15 protein-coding genes are annotated in these 18,792 nt (G+C 39.7%); 14 read left to right on the forward strand and 1 reads right to left on the reverse strand.

The genetic code is table 11. The features are described 5' to 3' along the window. The first annotated feature begins 1,585 nt into the window (after positions 1 to 1,585). The 4 genes from tolQ to tolB all read left to right on the forward strand — a co-directional run bounded on the left by tolQ (position 1,586) and on the right by tolB (position 5,753). The gene (gene tolQ, locus ACFIL2_RS04020) at positions 1,586 to 2,299 is read left to right on the forward strand and encodes a protein TolQ (RefSeq protein WP_375617873.1); all 714 of its coding nucleotides are present in this window, start codon (positions 1,586 to 1,588) and stop codon (positions 2,297 to 2,299) included. 15 nt (positions 2,300 to 2,314) lie between these two features. After that, a complete protein-coding gene (gene tolR, locus ACFIL2_RS04025) occupies positions 2,315 to 2,770 on the forward strand; it encodes a protein TolR (RefSeq protein WP_273790463.1) in 456 nt (151 codons plus the stop codon). Between the two features lie 107 nt (positions 2,771 to 2,877). Continuing rightward, positions 2,878 to 4,389 (forward strand): cell envelope biogenesis protein TolA, encoded by a 1,512-nt coding sequence (locus ACFIL2_RS04030; protein WP_375680197.1) that lies wholly within the window; start codon positions 2,878 to 2,880, stop codon positions 4,387 to 4,389. A 38-nt stretch (positions 4,390 to 4,427) separates the two neighbouring features. Then, a complete protein-coding gene (gene tolB, locus ACFIL2_RS04035) occupies positions 4,428 to 5,753 on the forward strand; it encodes a Tol-Pal system beta propeller repeat protein TolB (protein WP_375680198.1) in 1,326 nt (441 codons plus the stop codon). Positions 5,754 to 6,819: 1,066 nt separating this feature from the next. Here tolB and ACFIL2_RS04040 read toward each other — a convergent pair. Continuing rightward, on the reverse strand, positions 6,820 to 7,566 hold the full coding sequence (locus ACFIL2_RS04040) for a YebC/PmpR family DNA-binding transcriptional regulator (protein ID WP_254492472.1): 747 nt from the start codon (positions 7,564 to 7,566) through the stop codon (positions 6,820 to 6,822). Positions 7,567 to 7,934: 368 nt separating this feature from the next. Between ACFIL2_RS04040 and ACFIL2_RS04045 the strand changes: the two genes are divergently transcribed. The 10 genes from ACFIL2_RS04045 to ACFIL2_RS04090 all read left to right on the forward strand — a co-directional run. Beyond that, on the forward strand, positions 7,935 to 8,630 hold the full coding sequence (locus ACFIL2_RS04045) for a DUF1013 domain-containing protein (RefSeq protein ID WP_375634428.1): 696 nt from the start codon (positions 7,935 to 7,937) through the stop codon (positions 8,628 to 8,630). Positions 8,631 to 8,833: 203 nt separating this feature from the next. Continuing rightward, positions 8,834 to 9,355: a peptidoglycan-associated lipoprotein Pal gene (gene pal, locus ACFIL2_RS04050; RefSeq protein ID WP_375633417.1), complete on the forward strand. Its 522-nt coding sequence runs from the start codon at positions 8,834 to 8,836 to the stop codon at positions 9,353 to 9,355. Positions 9,356 to 9,407: 52 nt separating this feature from the next. Continuing rightward, positions 9,408 to 10,442, forward strand: coding sequence for a hypothetical protein (locus tag ACFIL2_RS04055; protein ID WP_375681688.1), 1,035 nt, complete (start codon positions 9,408 to 9,410; stop codon positions 10,440 to 10,442). An 18-nt stretch (positions 10,443 to 10,460) separates the two neighbouring features. Then, positions 10,461 to 11,948 (forward strand): tRNA lysidine(34) synthetase TilS, encoded by a 1,488-nt coding sequence (gene tilS, locus ACFIL2_RS04060; protein WP_375634430.1) that lies wholly within the window; start codon positions 10,461 to 10,463, stop codon positions 11,946 to 11,948. Positions 11,949 to 12,062: 114 nt separating this feature from the next. Beyond that, positions 12,063 to 14,225 (forward strand): ATP-dependent zinc metalloprotease FtsH, encoded by a 2,163-nt coding sequence (ftsH, locus tag ACFIL2_RS04065; RefSeq protein WP_375637006.1) that lies wholly within the window; start codon positions 12,063 to 12,065, stop codon positions 14,223 to 14,225. 551 nt (positions 14,226 to 14,776) lie between these two features. Continuing rightward, complete coding sequence (glmM, locus tag ACFIL2_RS04070; RefSeq protein WP_375680559.1) at positions 14,777 to 16,150, forward strand: phosphoglucosamine mutase; 1,374 nt, start codon at positions 14,777 to 14,779, stop codon at positions 16,148 to 16,150. Between the two features lie 815 nt (positions 16,151 to 16,965). Beyond that, the gene (locus ACFIL2_RS04075; RefSeq protein ID WP_375634445.1) at positions 16,966 to 17,094 is read left to right on the forward strand and encodes a hypothetical protein; all 129 of its coding nucleotides are present in this window, start codon (positions 16,966 to 16,968) and stop codon (positions 17,092 to 17,094) included. Further along, complete coding sequence (locus ACFIL2_RS04080; protein WP_375634432.1) at positions 17,066 to 17,338, forward strand: HigA family addiction module antitoxin; 273 nt, start codon at positions 17,066 to 17,068, stop codon at positions 17,336 to 17,338. Before ACFIL2_RS04075 ends, ACFIL2_RS04080 begins: the two co-directional genes overlap by 29 nt. A gap of 169 nt (positions 17,339 to 17,507) precedes the next feature. Continuing rightward, complete coding sequence (locus ACFIL2_RS04085) at positions 17,508 to 17,696, forward strand: antitoxin VbhA family protein (RefSeq protein ID WP_375640347.1); 189 nt, start codon at positions 17,508 to 17,510, stop codon at positions 17,694 to 17,696. Next, positions 17,683 to 18,792 (forward strand): Fic family protein (locus ACFIL2_RS04090; RefSeq protein ID WP_375680558.1); only part of this gene is annotated, 1,110 nt, incomplete at its 3' end. The genes ACFIL2_RS04085 and ACFIL2_RS04090, both read left to right, overlap by 14 nt.

Consider the following 18,792-nt stretch of genomic DNA (forward strand, 5'->3'; position numbering starts at 1 on the left):
ATCTCACAAAATTAAACACGCCTTATCCATGTTATGATTCAAAATCAATGTCGCCTCATCCATTTTCTGCTATAAACTCAAGATATTTTTCTTTCTTTTGAAGAAAGGTTTTTTGGTATCAGAAAGCAGCGAAAAAGTACAAAATATAAAAAAATAAAAATGGATTAAGATTTATTTTTATAAAAATGCACATACCCAGCACAATATTGCAATAAAGTGATAATAAGCTATTAGGTCGAAAATTGTCTCAAAACACCTAAAGGGTGTTTTTAAGCAATTTGATTTGTTTTTTTACTGGATTATCATTTGGCATCACAAAAGCGCGTGTTTCATCCATTTCTATCCATCATGCATGACTTTATGTGCTATAATGCGCGATTTATGTGCGCTTCTAAACGTAGTGAATGAGTGAGAGATCAATGTATGCAAAGCAGAAATGCATTCTTGCATTTAAAGTTTCAAAAGCATATTATTCTATATAATATATTGACTTAGAAAGATAAATTATCACTTCTTACGGGCACAAACCCTAATAGAGGAATAGAATAAAATACTTTCATTTCAAATCTGTTCATGTTGAAACAATTAAAATCATTTGCTTACACATCATAAGAGAGCAATATAAATTATTGAAAAAAATTGTAAAAATGTTCCTTATGGATCATTCTCAATGCAATAACGATCAAATATCGCAAGTGAGCAAAGAGAGCGAAGAAGCCGGTTTTCATAAAGTAAAGATGTGAAAAGGCTTTTTTCATATCACAGAAGCTTGTACGTTACACCATGATGCCAGAGAGATGATAGGGATTGAAAGGGGTAAATTCACAACACAATGAGATTACATGAGACTTACACTAGATTATATAGGGCTTATAATAGGGGTGTATGGGTGAGGCACATTGTTGTGAGGCATTTTATGGTGGTTTATTGTCGTTTTTTGTGCCCGATGGTGTACCCCGTATTCAATTCGATGGAAAATGAGAGAAATAATAGCCTGAGGCAAAGCGTCATCTTTTATGATGATAACATATTTATTTACAATGATAATTCATTGCGTTGTCACTTTCAGATAATTCTGAAACTTGTAAAATTTTTTCTTTTCAAGCTCTATTGCCGCGAATTAATAAAAAACATTTTCTTACATGTCACAAGCGGAGTTGGTGAGTGGATACAAAAACACTTAAGAAAGGAATAAAATACCTCTTACGAATCTTTTCAAGTGCTAAGACTTATTGCAGCATTTTAAGCTAGAAACGCGTATGATGATTTAGCGTTCTTTTTATAAACGTAAAGATGGTGGTGCATAATAGATTTAATATTATGCATTTTTATATCTTTTATTTTTATAGTATTTATGGATAAGTCCTTATCGTTATATTTTTCATAAATGCTGTTGTGAAATGAGGGGGGCGTGCATTGAGGGATGTCTCTCGTCATCACTTTTTAAGGAAATTTAAGAAACAAGTCTTGTTTTAGCGCATGGATTTATGTGAAACTAGAGTCTTTACTTAAATTTAGAAACTATAAAATAATCTGTTTTATAAAATTAAAAAAAATGCATCTTTCATTTAGAGGGACAAAAATTATGCCGCATGTAGAACTAACGAATCCAGAAACAATTGGAATGTTGCATTTGTTTATGCAAGCGAGTTGGATCGTGAAAGGTGTTATGATTGGGTTGCTGCTCGCTTCTATCTGGAGTTGGGCAATTATTTTTGATAAAATTTTTACGTATCGGAGAATACGGCGTGAAATAAAGCAGTTTGAACGCACATTTTGGTCTGGCAAAGCGCTAGAAGATCTTTATGCATCATGCAAAAGTCAACGTACCAATAGTATATCCGCAGTTTTTATAGCAGCAATGGTTGAATGGAAAAAATCTCTTGAAAAAGGGACCCATACATCGAAAAGTTTGCAGAGCAGAATTGATAAGGCTATGGATTTGACGCTGGGACGTGAAAGTGAAAAAATAGAATCAAAATTAAGTTTTCTTGCGACACTGGGATCTGCGGGACCTTTTATCGGACTTTTTGGAACAGTTATTGGTATTATGGAGTCTTTTCTTTCTATTTCAGCTTCTCAAAATACATCACTTGCCATTGTCGCGCCAGGGATTGCAGAAGCGCTTTTGGCAACCGCTATTGGTTTGTTTGCAGCAATTCCAGCTGTTATTGCTTATAACAAGTTGACTCATGAAAGTGCGCGCATCATTGCACAAATAGAAAATTTTGCCGATGAATTTTCAACAATTGTATCGCGGCGTATTGATGAAACACGCACAGCACCTTCCTCTTTATAAAAAGGATCTTATCCCATGGGCGTTTCTGTTGCTTCTTCTTCTTCTCGCAAAAATACACGTAGGCGGCATCATTCACGAAGCCAACTGATGAGTGAGATCAATGTCACTCCTTTTGTGGATGTCATGCTGGTCTTGTTGATTATTTTTATGGTCTCTGCTCCCCTTTTAGTGAACGGTGTTCCTCTAGATTTGCCTCGTAGTCAAGCGGGTCCCGTACGAGCTCAAAAAACACCCCTTACGGTTTCACTTGACGCGCAAGGGCGCTTTGCCATTAATCAAGATTATTATGAAACGTCACAGGCACTGATTGCACACCTGAAAACTCTTCTGGAAGCAGATGCTACACAAAAAGATCAACGGGTTTTTGTGCGGGTTGCCAAAACTGTTGAATATCAACAAGTATTAAAACTGCTGGCGGATATTCAAAAAGCGGGGTTTTCTCAAGTTGCGTTAGCAAGTTTAGCACAATAAATAATAAGTAATAAAATTGTGCATAACCGGTTGTTTTTAAGATGTTTTTAAAAGAGCATAGAGTGATTAAAAATGAAAAAATGTAAGGCATAAGTAAGGCATAAAGAATGAACAAAGACTCTTATCATAGTATGAAACGAGGCTTGGCTTTATCCCTTGTGGTCCATGTCATTTTTCTCAGTTGGGGAGCTATTCAGTTTACAAGCTCTGTCTCTTTACCACAACCATTGGAAGCAATTCCCATCACTCTTGCTCCTTTAGTGGGCGAGTTTTCTTCTCAACAAGGAGCCGTGAAGGCTCCTATCCGTGCAATCCCTGCCATAAAACCAACTATGCAACCACAAGAGAAAGAAGATGCACGCCATATTGGAGAGGGACAAATAGATAGTCTGGCACCGTTTCAACCAAAGGAAAAGCTGCGTCCCGTTGAAACAGCATCGCCACCATCAAGCGAGAACACATCAGAAACATTTGCACCCGAACTTACAAAACCAGAATTATTAGAAGCAAAAACAGAGGATGCACCCAAGGTTGTGCCTGAGACGCCTTTGAGAGCGCCGGAGGATGCGCCTAAGGTTGCGCCTGAGATGCCTTTGGAGGCACCGGAGGATGCGCCCAAGGTTGTGCCTGAGATGCCTTTGGAGGCACCGGAGGATGCACCCAAGGTTGCACCTGAGATGCCTTTGGAGGCACCGGAGGATGCACCCAAGGTTGCGCCTGAGATGCCTTTGGAGGCACCACCGGAGGATGCACCCAAGGTTGCGCCTGAGATGCCTTTGGAGGCACCGGAGGATGCACCCAAGGTTGCGCCTGAGATGCCTTTGGAGGCACCGGAAGATGCACCCAAGGTTGCGCCTGAGACGCCTTTGGAGGCACCAGAGGATGCACCTAAGCTTGCACCTGAGATGCCTTTGAGAGCGCTGGAAGATGCCTCTAAGGTTGCACTCAAGCCTGCGCACAAAAATGAAGAAATGATATCGCCAAAAGAATTGACTCCAACGGTCCCAAAAGTACCAGCAGAGCAGATTGTTCATCAAGCGCCCAAAATTGTACTTCCAGAAAAATCTCTTCTTCCACAGTTTAAACCAAAATTTGACGAAGAACTTTCAAGGAAGAAAGGGGCTGCATTGAATCAAAAGACGCCAAAGCTTAACAAGAAAAACCAAGAGAAACAGACCATTGAAGATATTTTAGCACTGGAGGGAAATAATTTGCTTAATCGTGCGCGGTCACAAGGAGGGGGAGCAAAACGTTCTCATACACCAGAAGCTTTGGGCGCAAGAAAAAACATTGATTATACCACAAAAATGGCACAAACATTGGTCAATATTGTAGGGGGATGTATTCAGCAGAAGCTTAAACTTGTGGCGCTTGGTGGCGATTTAAAAAACCGTCCGGTTGTGCGGTTGCGATTTTATTTAGATCGTGAAGGGATGGTTGTGGGCGACCCTATCATTGATCCCGTAAGCGGCCTTGAGAGTCAACAAGCTATTATGATAAGGCAGGTGTATGCTGCTGTCTTTTCATGCCAACCTTATGCAGATCTCCCACGTGATCAATATGATCTATGGGGGCAAGGTTTTGACTTTAATGTTGATCCCCTCCAAGAAATAAGATGATAAACGAGAAAAAAGCGCTTAACGAAAGGACACATTCCATGATGACTATAACGATACATAAAGTTTTTGCTTGGTTTATTGTCACTTGTGGGTTGTGGCTTTCAAGTATTTCATCGGGTTATGCGCAATTGAAAGGAACTATTTCGAGCGCTGATTTTAATCCCATTCCCATTGCAATTACAGACTTTATTTCCAATGATTCGATTGGGTTGAAAATATCTGCTGTGGTGACAGCCGATCTTGAACGGTCGGGGCTTTTTTTACCGCTTGATAAAGCAAATTTTTTTGAAAACATTTCTAATCCTAATAAACAACCGCATTTTGCTTCTTGGCAGAAAATAAAAGCGCAAGGTTTAGTTACTGGGCAAGTCATGAGAGAAATCGATGGACGTTTGAGGGTCGATTTTCGTTTATGGGATGTGTTTGGACAAAGACAATTGAAAGGACGGCGTTTTTATACCGCGACAGAACGTTGGCGGCGTGTGGCACATATGATCGCAGATGAGATCTATAGTGAAATGACAGGAGAAAGTGGTTATTTTGATACACGAATTGTTTTTATCGATGAAACAGGCCCCCAAAATGCACGCATTAAACGCTTAGCAATGATGGATCAAGATGGCGCAAATTTGATTTATATGTCTGATGGAAGTGAATTGGTGCTTACACCGCGTTTTTCCCCAAAAAGACAAGAAATGACCTATATGGCTTATGAGGACAATCAAGTACCACATGTTTATCTCCAACAAATTGAAATGGGGCAAAGAGAGTTAATTGGAACGTTTAATAACATGACAATTGCTCCACGTTTTTCTTCTGATGGACAAAAAGTTATCATGAGTTTGTTACAAAATGATGGGAGTGCCAATCTTTACACTATGGATTTACGAACCCGTACGATGACGCGACTTACAACAACTTCTGCTATTGATACTTCTGCTTCTTATTCACCGGATGGAAAACAAATTGTCTTTTCTTCAGATCGTAGTGGAAAGCCGCAAATCTATAAAATGAATGCGGATGGGAGTGATATTCAACGTATTTCTTCAAACGATGGGAGTTATTCAACACCTATTTGGTCTCCACGGGGTGACTATATCGCCTTTACAAAACAATTAAGCGGACAATTTTCTATCGGTGTTATGCGCCCTGATGGACAAGGAGAACGAATTTTAACCACAGGGTTTCACAATGAAGGACCAACGTGGGCCCCCAATGGTCGTGTACTGATGTTCTTTCGCAAAAATCCCGGTATGGGACCAAAAATTTATACGATTGATATTACGGGACGCAATGAACGACAACTCCCTACCCCCAATGATGCTTCAGATCCAGCATGGTCGCCTTTGCTCAATGTACAGTAAAACAAAATGCTTAAAAACAGAATATAGAAGGAATACAGTCTCAAGTTTACACAATCTCAATAGTTTTTAAATTATTTAAAAGAAGGAATTGATTATAATGGGCATGGGGAGTTATGTAGATTTCATCTATCATCTATGGTTGTTGATCGATAATGGAATTTCCTTGAGGAAAATGCTTAAAAAAATTCAAAACAAGACCTTGAAAAATAGAGTCGAAAATTCTGAGGTCTCTAGAGTTCAACTTTTTATTCAAAGTGTCGCTATATTTTTTTAAACTTCCTCTTCGATTTTGTTTGTGAAGAGTCCGGACTCTTGTCAGGGGGGCTGTTGCTCTTTGATGTGTTTTATTCAAGTACGCGGTTGTTTTAGATCTGAATCTTGATTGATCGGTAAGAGCAAAAGGAGAGATTTTTAAGATAAATGACGTTATTTTAGAAATATACGATGCCATAAAGTTAATGCCATAAAGTCAAAAATTTATCCGCAACAGATTAGAGAGATGTACCGCCTTTTTGTACAATACTTTGCTAAACAATCAGCTCTGGCTTTCCATTTGCTTATTTTTATTCTGTGATGTTGTAAAAACACTGTCCTTTGAGGTGTAGGGATATAGGGCGTATAAACCTCCTTGATATATTCTAAGTGTTTTTTAAGTACGTAGCGAATATTTAGGGGAGTGTATGTTTGTTGAGCCTTAAGTTTCAAGTAAATTTTATGAGTGATTCGTCATAGGAATACGTCAAGAAACCCCTAATTGTTTAGAGGCTAGATCATTTCATTACTTGAGAGCGGAGAGAGGAGGTTAATCTTAAAGAACAAAAAGATAAAATAGAGAGGGGATATAGGGATAATCTTTGGGGCATGTAAGAAAGGCGTGAGGCTACAGAGTTTTGTATGCTTTTCTTTTTGGGATTATGTTTTCTGCGATTGATTGTGGTTTCTTGTTGCATCAATGGCTTACCCCGCTATTGACGCGGGGCTTTTATATGTGCGGATAAAGAGGAGGGGTGACAGATGCTTTTGAAGCCCTCATGAATGAAGAGAGGGCTTATGCAAATGATGGGAATTATACAGACAATTTTGCCAAAATCTCATCACTGACATCAAAATTTGCATAAACATTTTGCACATCATCATCTTCTTCTAATGTTGAAATTAGTCGTAAAACGGACAAAGCTTTTTCTTCATCTATTGGTGCAAGGGTGGTGGCTTTCCAAATCGTTTTAATCGATTCTGCTTCACCAAGTTTTGCTTCAAGTGTTTTGGAAACTTCACCAATATCTTCAAATGCGCAGGTAATATGATGTCCGGTTTCTTCTGATTGCACATCTTCGGCACCGGCTTCAATTGCTGCATCCATGATGTTATCGGCTGTTCCTGCTTCTGGCTTATAGATTATTTCACCAATCCGATTAAACATGAAACTGACCGATCCTGTTTCCCCTAAGGCTCCTCCTGATTTTGTGAAGGCGGCGCGCACATTTGAAGCGGTGCGGTTGCGGTTATCAGTTAACGCTTCAACAATGACGGCAACGCCACCTGGTCCATAGCCCTCATAGCGTACTTCATCATAATTTTCGACATCGGCGCCTGACGCTTTTTTAATCGCGCGTTCAATATTATCTTTCGGCATCGATTGTGCTTTGGCATTTTGAACAGCCAGCCTTAAACGTGGATTCATGGCTGGATCAGGAGCACCTTGTTTTGCTGCTACGGTAATTTCGCGTGCAAGTTTAGAAAATATTTTCGAGCGCATTGCATCTTGACGCCCTTTACGGTGCATAATATTTTTAAATTGTGAATGGCCTGCCATAGTTTTCCTTCCTATTTGAGGGCTTTTTTGCCAGTTGGATACTCTTTAGAATTTAAGGCGATAAAGCACGCATCCCACCAGAATAAATGTGCCACAGCATGAGGTGAAATAATCGAATAAACCCTTTATAAGAAAATTCATCTTAAAGGTAAAGACACCTTAGTTGAGGATCATTACAAGAGAGATCTCTTGTCGTTGAGCAAAAATAACGCTATAACAGAATGTAATCTCATAGCAAAATGGTTTATTCCATGCCTCGCTTTGTTTTAGGAGTGGTTGGAGAGACCTAAACATATAAAAAAGTTCCAGTGCTCTTGAGTGGGCGGTAACCTGCCTCATAGAAGAGGCGCAGAAGAGGATTTATAAAAATGGCAACGCAACTTTTGATGCCCAAAGCAACAGCTGTTTGGTTGGTTGATAATACAGCTCTTTCTTTTGATCAGATTGCAGAATTTTGTAAATTGCATGTCTTGGAAGTAAAAGCTATTGCCGATGGTGATGCGGCTTATGGTATTAAAGGTTTAGATCCGATTAGTTCTGGGCAATTGACGCGCAGTGAAATTGCACGGGTGGAGGCTGATCAAAACGCACGATTGAAAATTTCTCAATCTAGGGTGCATATTCCTGAAAAAAAACGTAAAGGGGCGCGCTATATCCCTCTTTCTCGACGCCAAGATCGTCCCAATGGTATCCTATGGTTGGTTACAAACCATCCCGAGTTGAAAGATGCACAAATTGCACGGTTGATTGGGACAACAAAAGCGACAATTGAACAAATCCGCCTTAGAACCCATTGGAATAGTGCAAATTTGGTTCCTCTTGATCCTGTAGGACTTGGTTTGTGTTCGCAAATCGATTTAGATTTTGAGCTCCAGCGTGCGGCGAAAAATCGTCCTGTTGCAGCAGAAGAAGATAGGTCGTTGCTTCCCGCTTCTGTGACGGAAAACGCTGCTCTAGAGGAAAATGAGAGTGAAGACAATCTGCATAAGACTTTTGACGCTGATAAAGTTTTTGCAAAGCTGAACGCGCTGCAAAAAAATAGTCAAAATCAAGATGATGCATAAAAAGCCATGACGCATAAGGGAAACATTTCTTATGGAAATGTTAGAGGAATGGCTGAAGAGAAGAAAAATTGGCAGAGACTTAAAAGTAAAAATAAGGACGAAAAAAACAGAAAAAATTTCGTCTTCATTAGGAATTAACGGTTATTCTTAAAAATATTTTTAAGAATTGACCCTTCTTTACGAAATTCAAGGAGAAACAGATTATGCGCTCTACCAAAAAAACCATCTCTCATTCCTTAGCTATCCTCTTTCTTTTCTCACTATGCCTGGGTGGGTGTGGCAAAAAAAATGTTGGTGCACTTAACGGTATGAATGGCGCTTATATGAATGATGCTGGTTTGAATCAGGTGTCACCAGGCTCAGGACAAGAATTTACGGTTAATGTGGGTGATCGCGTGTTTTTTAGTCTCGATTCTTCTTCACTTGATGCTGATGCTGAACGTATTTTAATGCGCCAAGCAGAATGGTTGCTTCATTATCCTTATTATTCTATTATGATCGAAGGTCATGCTGATGAGAGGGGAACACGTGAATATAACTTGGCACTTGGACAGCGCCGTGCTGTTGCTGTGCGAAACTATTTGGTGTCTCTTGGTGTGTCCGCACAACGGATTCAAACAATTTCTTACGGAAAAGAAAGACCTGTAGCAGTATGTGATGATATTTCCTGTTGGAATCAAAATCGACGTGCTGTGACAACGTTGAGTGACATGAATAGTCATTAAAAAGAAGATTGTTTGTTTCAACTATTCAATAAGCTCTTAAGGGGAAAAAAGAATGTATCGTAAAATCAATTGGAAAACACTCTTTTATATGGGGGTTTTCATAGCTTGTTCTACTTCACTTGTTCAAAGTGCGGCACGAAAGGCTTCCGAATATCCTGCACATGATACGGATAAAGTTGATGCAGTTGATAAGGCAACTGATGACGTGAAGAAAGTACCTGATGCAGCCGATAAAGCAGCATCTGATGCAGCGGAAAAAGCCACTGACGCTGTTAATAAGGCTGTCGATGCTATGAAGAAAGCACCTGAAGCAGCCGATAAAGCAGCATCTAGCGCGGTGGAAAAAGCTACTAGTGTTGCGGAGCACCAAGGGATTATTTTAGAGAATCAACAGGCTTTATTTAAAGATTATGATTTAGATAAGCTTTTGCATAAGATACGAATGGTGCTTGAGCATAACAGTCTAAAAAATGTTAACAAGCAGTTTCACGAGCTTTTTGATACAGAAGCCTCTTCTGTTTATTCTTGTTCTTTTGAAAAGTCTGCTGTAGATGAAAAATCTCAGACTGTAAAAGAAGAGATGGAGCAGGACCATAGTACAGGTGATCAGACAAAGGTTGCTGCTGTGGAAGCTAAGGTGGAGAGCCATGACCATGAAAACAGTCAACCTTTTAACAAAGCGTATGAAGTAGGTGCTCCAATTGAAGCACATCAGAGTGACAATCTTTCTTCTTCTAAAGCTTTGTATAAGGAAGGGTATGATTTTATTCGTTCTGCCAACTATGTTGATGCTGAAAAAAGCTTTTGCGCTTTTCAAAATCGTTACAAAAAAGATTCTTTGAGTGATGACGCTTTATTTTGGTTGGCCGAATCTTTGTTGGGGCAAAAACGCTATCATGAAGCAGCACAAGTTTATCTTACCGCATGGTATGCAGATAAAAAGAAGCTCTATACCTCCGAGATTTTGCTGAAATTAGCAAGAAGTATGATCGCTCTTGAGCCAAATAAAGACGATTGTGCTCATTTTGTGAAAAAATCAAAACGTCAACAAACATTAGCATCTGTTTTTTGTAAACCTGCAAAATAAACAGCGAGGTCGTTTTTGGTGTGCGTTAGACTGGCAAGAAATCTCTTTAAAACATCGGATTTTATTCAATGTCAGAAGTTGATTCTTGCCGTCTCAGGGGGAAGTGATTCTTTGGCTTTGATGTTTTTGGTCAAAGAGCATTTGGAAACTCTCGCATTTCCTCCAGAAATGATTGTTGTCACGGTTGATCATCAATTGCGTAAAGAATCGATGCGTGAGGCAGAAACTGTTGCGAAAATTTGTCGTGTCCATGATATTCAACATATCACTGTGCGATGGGAAGGCGAAAAGCCAAAGACGCATATTGCTTCCAGCGCGCGTGTTGCACGCTATGATCTCTTGGTTAAAGAAGCACAAAAACAAGGCGCATCACTTATTATGACGGGGCATACACTCAATGATCAGGTTGAAACTTATCAAATGCGGTATCAACGTCTCCAAAAGAATAGAGGTGCTTTATATAGTGAAGCTGTTGCCATGCGTGATGGAGTTTCTGCGGGCGGTTTTGCTGGTATTTTGCGCGGTGAAGCTGTTGCTATGCGTGATGAGGATCATACCAGAAAAACAAGAAAAAATATTTCCGAAAAAAACTATGGTCCCCTCTATGAACGTGGTTTATCTTGTATTCCGCGTGAGGCGTTGTTGCATAGAAAAGTGCGTTTGATTCGGCCACTCCTTGGTGTAAAACGCCAAACATTACGGAATTATTTACGCTTACAAGGACAAACATGGATTGATGATCCAACCAATGAAGATCGCAATTTTGAACGTGTGCGCGTGCGTCAATCTCTTTCTCCACAAAAATTGGCTTATATTGCTCAAAAAATAAATGAAGCCGCATTGCAGCGTCGTCAACAAGCAAAAAATATTGCTGATTTGATCTTAGCGCTGGATATTACTGTCCAACATGGGCGTTGTTTCATAGCAAAGCCTGCGCTATTTTTACAGAAACATTCCAGTTTTCCTTTCGTGGTGGGGCTCTTTGCTGTGCTGATGGGAGGGGGATTTTATTTACTCCCCAATCAGAAATTAAGCATACTTGTTCAAAAACTCTGTCTCGATTCTCCAGAAAAGAAGCGTTTTACTTATGCGGGCTCTGTTATTGAATATAACAAGCAGGGAATTTCTTTGTGGCGTGAAGGGCGAAATATGAAAGAGGCTATCGTTGAGCCAGATAAAACTTTTATATGGGATAGGCGCTATCATATCACAAATCATGGATATGAGGCTATAAAGGTTGGAGCCGCAAATTTAGAACAGCTGAAATTTTTATTAAAAAATAGCGATTTTGAGCTTGAAAAGCCTCATTTTCCCTCTTTACAATCGCTGCTGATGATTTCAAATCATAAAGGGTATGATATTCCAGAGTTGATTTCTCAAGCAGTTGTTCATAAACATGTTATCGTCAAGCGGATTATGGCACCTTTCGATTGGCTTTCCTCACGAGAAGATGCTGCCTTGGTGAATGTTGTGGAACCTTTTTTTAATATTGAGGTGAAAAGATAAAGGAAAATTACTTTAAAAGAAAATAAACAGCTTCTCATCCCTTGGCAAGGGGCTGACAAGGTTATATGTTAAGGGGAACTGTTTGAAATCTATATTTGATTAAGTGGGCTGAATATGAATTCCAATTACCGCTCTCTCCTTATTTGGGGAGTTATTGCCTTGATTTTGATTGTGTCGTTTTCTCTCTTTAATGGAGATAGCCAACGTTCTGGTGGTGGAGAAGTCTCCTATTCTGAATTTTTGCAAAAAGTTGAGAATAATGAGTTGAAATCTGTGACCATTCAAGGTCAAAAATTAACAGGAAAAACCATTGAACATAGAGCTATTTCAACCTATGCTCCTCGCGATCCAGGTTTGATACAAAAATTGGAAAGCAAAAACGTTAATGTTAAAGCTATTCCTGAAAGCTCTGGAAATAGCATTTTCCTCAATCTCCTCTTTTCCTTATTGCCTGTTATTATTATCGTGGGGGCGTGGGTCTTTTTTATGCGGCAAATGCAAAATGGGTCACGTGGTGCAATGGGATTTGGGAAATCGAAAGCAAGATTGCTTAATGAAGCGCAAGGGCGTATTACCTTTAAAGATGTTGCTGGCGTTGAAGAAGCAAAGCAAGATCTTCAAGAAATTGTTGAATTTTTACGCGAACCACAAAAATTTCAACGCTTAGGGGGGCGTATCCCACGCGGTGTTTTGCTTGTTGGTCCTCCAGGAACCGGTAAAACTTTGCTAGCACGCTCTGTGGCCGGTGAAGCCAATGTGCCATTCTTTACCATTTCAGGGTCTGATTTTGTTGAAATGTTTGTTGGTGTTGGGGCAAGCCGTGTGCGCGATATGTTCGAACAGGCTAAAAAAAATGCACCTTGTATTATCTTTATTGATGAAATCGATGCTGTTGGGCGCCATCGGGGGGCTGGTCTTGGCGGTGGAAACGATGAACGTGAACAGACCTTAAACCAGTTGCTTGTCGAAATGGATGGGTTTGAGCCCAATGAAAGTATTATTCTTATTGCCGCAACAAACCGTCCCGATGTGCTTGATCCTGCTTTATTGAGACCAGGGCGTTTTGATCGGCAAGTTGTTGTGCCAAACCCTGATGTTTCTGGGCGTGAACAAATCTTGAAAGTGCATGTGCGCAATGTGCCTTTAGCGCCTAACGTTGATTTGAAAATTTTGGCAAGGGGAACACCAGGATTTTCAGGTGCGGACCTGATGAATCTGGTCAATGAAGCTGCTCTTATGGCTGCAAGCCGTAATAAAAGAGTTGTCACGATGCAAGAATTTGAAGATGCCAAAGATAAGGTGATGATGGGGGCTGAACGTCGTTCAACCGCTATGACACAAGAGGAAAAAGAACTCACTGCTTATCATGAAGCAGGACATGCTATTGTGGCTCTTAATGTGCCGGTTGCTGATCCTGTCCACAAAGCAACAATCGTTCCAAGGGGAAGAGCATTGGGAATGGTGATGCAATTGCCTGAAGGCGATCGCTATTCTATGAGTTATCGCTGGATGATTTCTCGTCTGGCCATTATGATGGGTGGACGTGTGGCTGAAGAATTAAAGTTTGGAAAGGAAAATATCACCTCCGGTGCTTCTTCTGATATTGAGCAAGCGACGAAATTAGCACGCGCGATGATCACACGGTGGGGATTTTCTGATCTGCTTGGAAATGTAGCTTATGGCGATAACCAAGATGAAGTCTTTTTGGGTCATTCTGTTGCGCGAACACAAAATGTTTCTGAAGAAACAGCGCGCATGATTGATATGGAAGTGCGTAAGCTTATTGATGATGCCTATAAAAATGCGACAAACATTTTGAAAACAAAAAGAAAAGAATGGTTTGCTTTGGCACAAGGTTTGTTGGAATATGAGACTTTAACGGGAGCTGAAATTAACGAAGTTATTGCAGGAAAGCTTCCTTCACGCACACAGAAAGATGAGGGTGCTGCGCCCCGGGGGTCTTCTGTTCCAAAAACTGGAACGGTCAGAGCAGAGATAACAGTGGTAGATGAAAAAGATGCTGAAGCAGCCCCTAAAACAGTGCCTCATAAAGAAGAGACCGATAAAGGCAAGGCAGGTAAAGCAGAGGTAGCTGTTGGGAAAAAAACAGCAAAATCCGGTAATGTTGAGCCTAAGGAGGCTCAGTCTAAAGAAGTGCAATCGGATGAGACTGAGAAAAAAGCGCAAAGCACAAAAGGTACCACAAAATCAGTCAACCGCTCTAAAAGTAATGCTGAAAAGAAGTCCAATACTGCGGGACATGATAAAGAAAAATAAGAACTGTTTAATATCGCTTGAGTGACGATGTTTTAGGAAAACTTCTAAATTCTTTGAGAAAGGCGCAAGTTTTGTTTGCGCCTTTCTTGTAATATTTGCAAAATATGGAAGCAAAAAATTAAGCAAAGCTGTTGTATGATAACAGTTTTAGCAGGCTACAAGGCGAGGTGGACTGTTGCTTTTCTAATGTGGTAGGGGTTGTAAGGTTAGGCGATAGATTTCCTTGCTGATTTGGTAGGGTATGAGGTTTGGTGCTGGGTTTCTTTACGGATTTAGCAAGTGTGTGAGATTATCCGTTGGTTGTGTTAAAGGGATGTATAGAGCATTTTGAGGAGATAATATTGCTTTTATGTGTAAGGGTGTAAACATAATTGCTTGAGAGTGTTTTAGATGTGTAGATGGTGAATAGGGGGCTTGATTTTCTAAATGCATGAAGGTTTAAGATCAATGATCTGATTTTATACGGGGAGAGGAGGACTATTGTACCAAGGGGGCTTGTTAGGGTTTTAAGGAAAAGCCAAGGGAAGAATTATATATTAAAGGAAAGAGGCATGGTGCAAAAATATTTTGGTACAGATGGAATTCGGGGGAAAGCCAATTCATTTCCTATGACACCCGATTTTGCCATGAAGGTGGGGATGGCGGTAGGGGTTTTATTTCGCTCACAACATCAATCTCATCGTGTGGTGATTGGCAAGGATACACGATTATCTGGCTATATGTTGGAAAACGCTTTGGTTTCAGGATTGACTGCTGCGGGGATGGAAGCTTTTTTATTGGGTCCAGTGCCAACACCTGCTGTTGCAATGCTTTGCCGCTCTTTGCGCGCAGATCTTGGGGTGATGATTTCTGCTTCTCATAATCCGTTCTATGATAATGGAATTAAACTTTTTGGTCCTGATGGTTTTAAACTTTCAGATGATATGGAAGCGAAAATTGAACAATTGATCGATACAGATCTTTCAAAGTCTTTAGCAAGTTCTGCCGAAATTGGTTATGCAAAACGGGTTGAGGGAGATATTTATCGTTATATTGAATATGCCAAACGAACTTTGCCGCGTGATGTTCGCTTAGATACTGTGCGTATTGTTGTGGATTGTGCCAATGGGGCTGCTTATAAAGCGGCTCCCCGTGCTTTATGGGAATTGGGGGCTGAGGTTTTTGCTATTCATGATGAGCCCAATGGGACCAATATTAATCAAAAATGTGGATCAACCGATTTAAGCTCTTTAAAACGAAAAGTGCATGAAGTGCGTGCTGATGTGGGGATTGCTCTTGATGGAGATGGAGATCGTGTTCTCATTGTTGATGAAAAAGCACAAACGGTTGATGGAGATCAGTTGATTGCTGTAATTGCTGAAAATTGGCATAAAATGGGACGATTACGGTGCAATGGTGTTGTCACAACGATTATGTCAAATCTTGGACTAGAGCGTTTCTTGAATAGCAAAGGATTGCACCTTGTAAGGACAAAAGTTGGAGATCGTTATGTTGTCGATGCCATGCGCCAAAAGGGATATAATGTTGGTGGTGAGTCTTCTGGGCATATTGTGCTTAGTGATTTTGGTACAACGGGTGATGGCTTGGTGGCTGCATTGCAGGTTTTAGCCTGTATGAAGGAAAGCCAAGGTCCTATGAGCCAATTGTGTAAACGGTTTGAACCTGTACCGCAAATTTTAAAAAATGTAACGATTAAAAATAAAAATGTCCTGAAAAAAAATCCCGTCAAAACGGCTATTAATCAAGCAGAGAAGCGGTTGGGAAAAGAGGCACGGCTGGTGATCCGCGCTTCTGGAACGGAACCGGTTATCCGCCTTATGGCTGAAGGCGATGCACGAGAAGTATTGGACACTGTTGTGACAGAGTTGATGGATGTTATTATTCATCATGATGTACGCATGGGTACTGCACTTGAGGAATCTTGAATTTTTTGAGAAAATTATCAGATCATCTTTTGATAAAGATATTATTATAATGTGGGATTTTGGCAATTACAAAAGGTATGATTATTAACTCAGTGATGTAATAACGGTAATGGATACTCTATCTACGAACAAATTAAATAAAAAAGGGAAAAGTCCAATTCTAATAAATACAATGCGTATAGATTTCTCTATATTTCGTAAGATATGAAAAATATGCCTTTTTTTGATTTTCCTTTTTCTTTTACTTATTCGTAAACCGGTTATTAGTTTAACAGAGTTTGTAGGGGGGAGAGTTTATTAGTATTATTCATTCTTTTTACTGGATATCCAGCGGGTGCAGCGCCCCATGAACATCAAACAGCAATGGTCATTGTGGTTATATCATCTTGATGTTTCTAAGTGCCGCTGCCAATTGGAGATATGATACGCTCCTATTACGTTTAGCTCCTCCTAATTATGAACTTATACTTTTCCAATAATTAGTAGAATAATGAGAAAGAGATGGGAATGATCAATTTTTTTCACGATAGTTCTAATGTTTATAAAGTAAAAAAAGCTATGTGATGTAAAAATAATGAACATTTTTTGTATCTTGGAGAGGTACACTCTATATTCATTTATCATTTTAAGATTTAAACATAAAAGGATTGAAGCCTTCTATAATACTGGTACGACTGAAGGGATTAGAACCGCCCATGCTCAAAAATTAAAGCGTATTCTAAGTGCTCTTGAAGTAGATGTATCGCCAAAAGATTTTGAGTTATCCATCCTTTTGATTACATCTGCTAAAGGGTGATTTCAAGGATTATTGGTCAATTACTGTAAATGGAAATTGTCGCGTAATATTTCGCTTTGATAGCATAGATGTCGAAATGGTTGATTATCTAGATTATCATCAAAAAGGAGATCTAAACAATGATGAAGAATCCTTCACATCCCGGTGAATTATTGCGTGAAGATGTGATCAAAGAGCTTGGTTTATCCTTTAATGAAGCAGCAGAGTGGCTTGGTATATCTCGTGTAGCACTTTCTAGAGTTTTAAATGAAAAAGCCGCTATGAGTGCTAATCTTGCTATTAGGCTTGAAATGTTTGGTGTAAGCACAGCACGTGCTTGGCTTGTTATGCAAACAAATTATGATCTATCAAAAAAATTCCTTAACAACAGTCTCATGATCAAGATTGCATAAAAGAGCTTCAAATGGCAGTTAAGTTTTTGCAACAGAGACGTATACAAGAGCTAAATCATGCGTATGAGCGTACAAGGTCAAAAGATGTAATTGCGGGTAAGACAAGGAATAAAATCTTGTTTCTATAGTCTGTTTGGCTATAATAAATGTAAGCAAATGAGGGTTTTATATGTTGAGTGAAGAGGAAATTAAGCTGCGTCGCATTTATGCTGAAAATGCATTGGCAAGCCAACGTTTAGAGGGATTAGAGCCAGATCCAAAAGTCGTTGAGCAAATGGAACGTGTTATTATTGGAGAGCTCGAAACAAGTGATATCATCAAAGATTATATGGAGCGTGTAAGACGTGGAGAAGTATAAGGGAAGCGGCGATTCTTATACTGATCCTGAAACTGGTGTGATGTATAATCGGCTTGGTATTAAAGACAAAGCCACACTGCAGCGTGTAGAATCTACTATTACTTATGTAAAATCTTTCGAATTTGTACATACTCCTATTGGTGGTAAGTTTGATCTGGATTACATGAAAGAGATCCATAGAAGACTGTTTGGCGACATATATGAATGGGCGGGACAAATTCGTTTAGTGGATATTGCCCAAGGTAATAGTATATTTGCTAGTTATAATCAGATTGAAAGTTATGCACCGAAGATTACACAAAAGCTTGCAAAAGAACAGTATCTGCGTGGTCTTGGCGCTTATGACTTTAGCCAAAGGGCTGGATATTACATGGGCGAGTTGAATGCGTTGCATCCGTTTCGAGAGGGGAATGGGCGTACTCAGCGTGAATTTATGGTGCAACTGGCTCGTGAAGCTGGTTATCATATCAACTGGAAGGGTATTGAGCGACAAGAAATGACACGTGCGTCAATTGAAGCACATTTTGGTAATTCAGAATATCTGTCTGCACTCATCTATAAGAACCTTACCAAGTTTACAGAAAATAAAAGGGATGATGTTTCTCAAGGTATTGGCAAAAATATTGCTTTTGGCGTTGATCTTAATAAAGAGTGCTTGGAACAACAAAAAGAGAAGATTGAAACTCCTTGGGATAGAGAAAAGACAAGTTTTGCTAAACGTCAAAAAGAAGAACTTGAACAATTACAAAATGATTTGAATGTTGTTGCAAAAGCAACAGAACGAGAGCCATACCTTGCGGCTTATATAGATAATTCTAATTTAGAACAGAAAGCGCTTAGCGCTCTTAGGAATGAAAAATCTTATGTTAATATGTTTAAGGAGTTAAACAGTCATTTAGCATCTATTTATAAAGATCCGCAAGCTGCCGCACTCAAGATTGAGCAGACGATTTTAGCAGGTAAAGGCGATAAATTGCCTGATATTTTGGAAAGGGAACCTGATAGAGCGGGTGAACTGCGTGGGTCAGATCGTTTAATCGATAAACTCAAATCTACAGGAAAAGAACGAAAAGAAGCGCTTTACAATGTTCCTATT

It is taken from the genome of Bartonella sp. AP30XZML, assembly GCF_042195945.1.
Lineage (GTDB): Bacteria > Pseudomonadota > Alphaproteobacteria > Rhizobiales > Rhizobiaceae > Bartonella.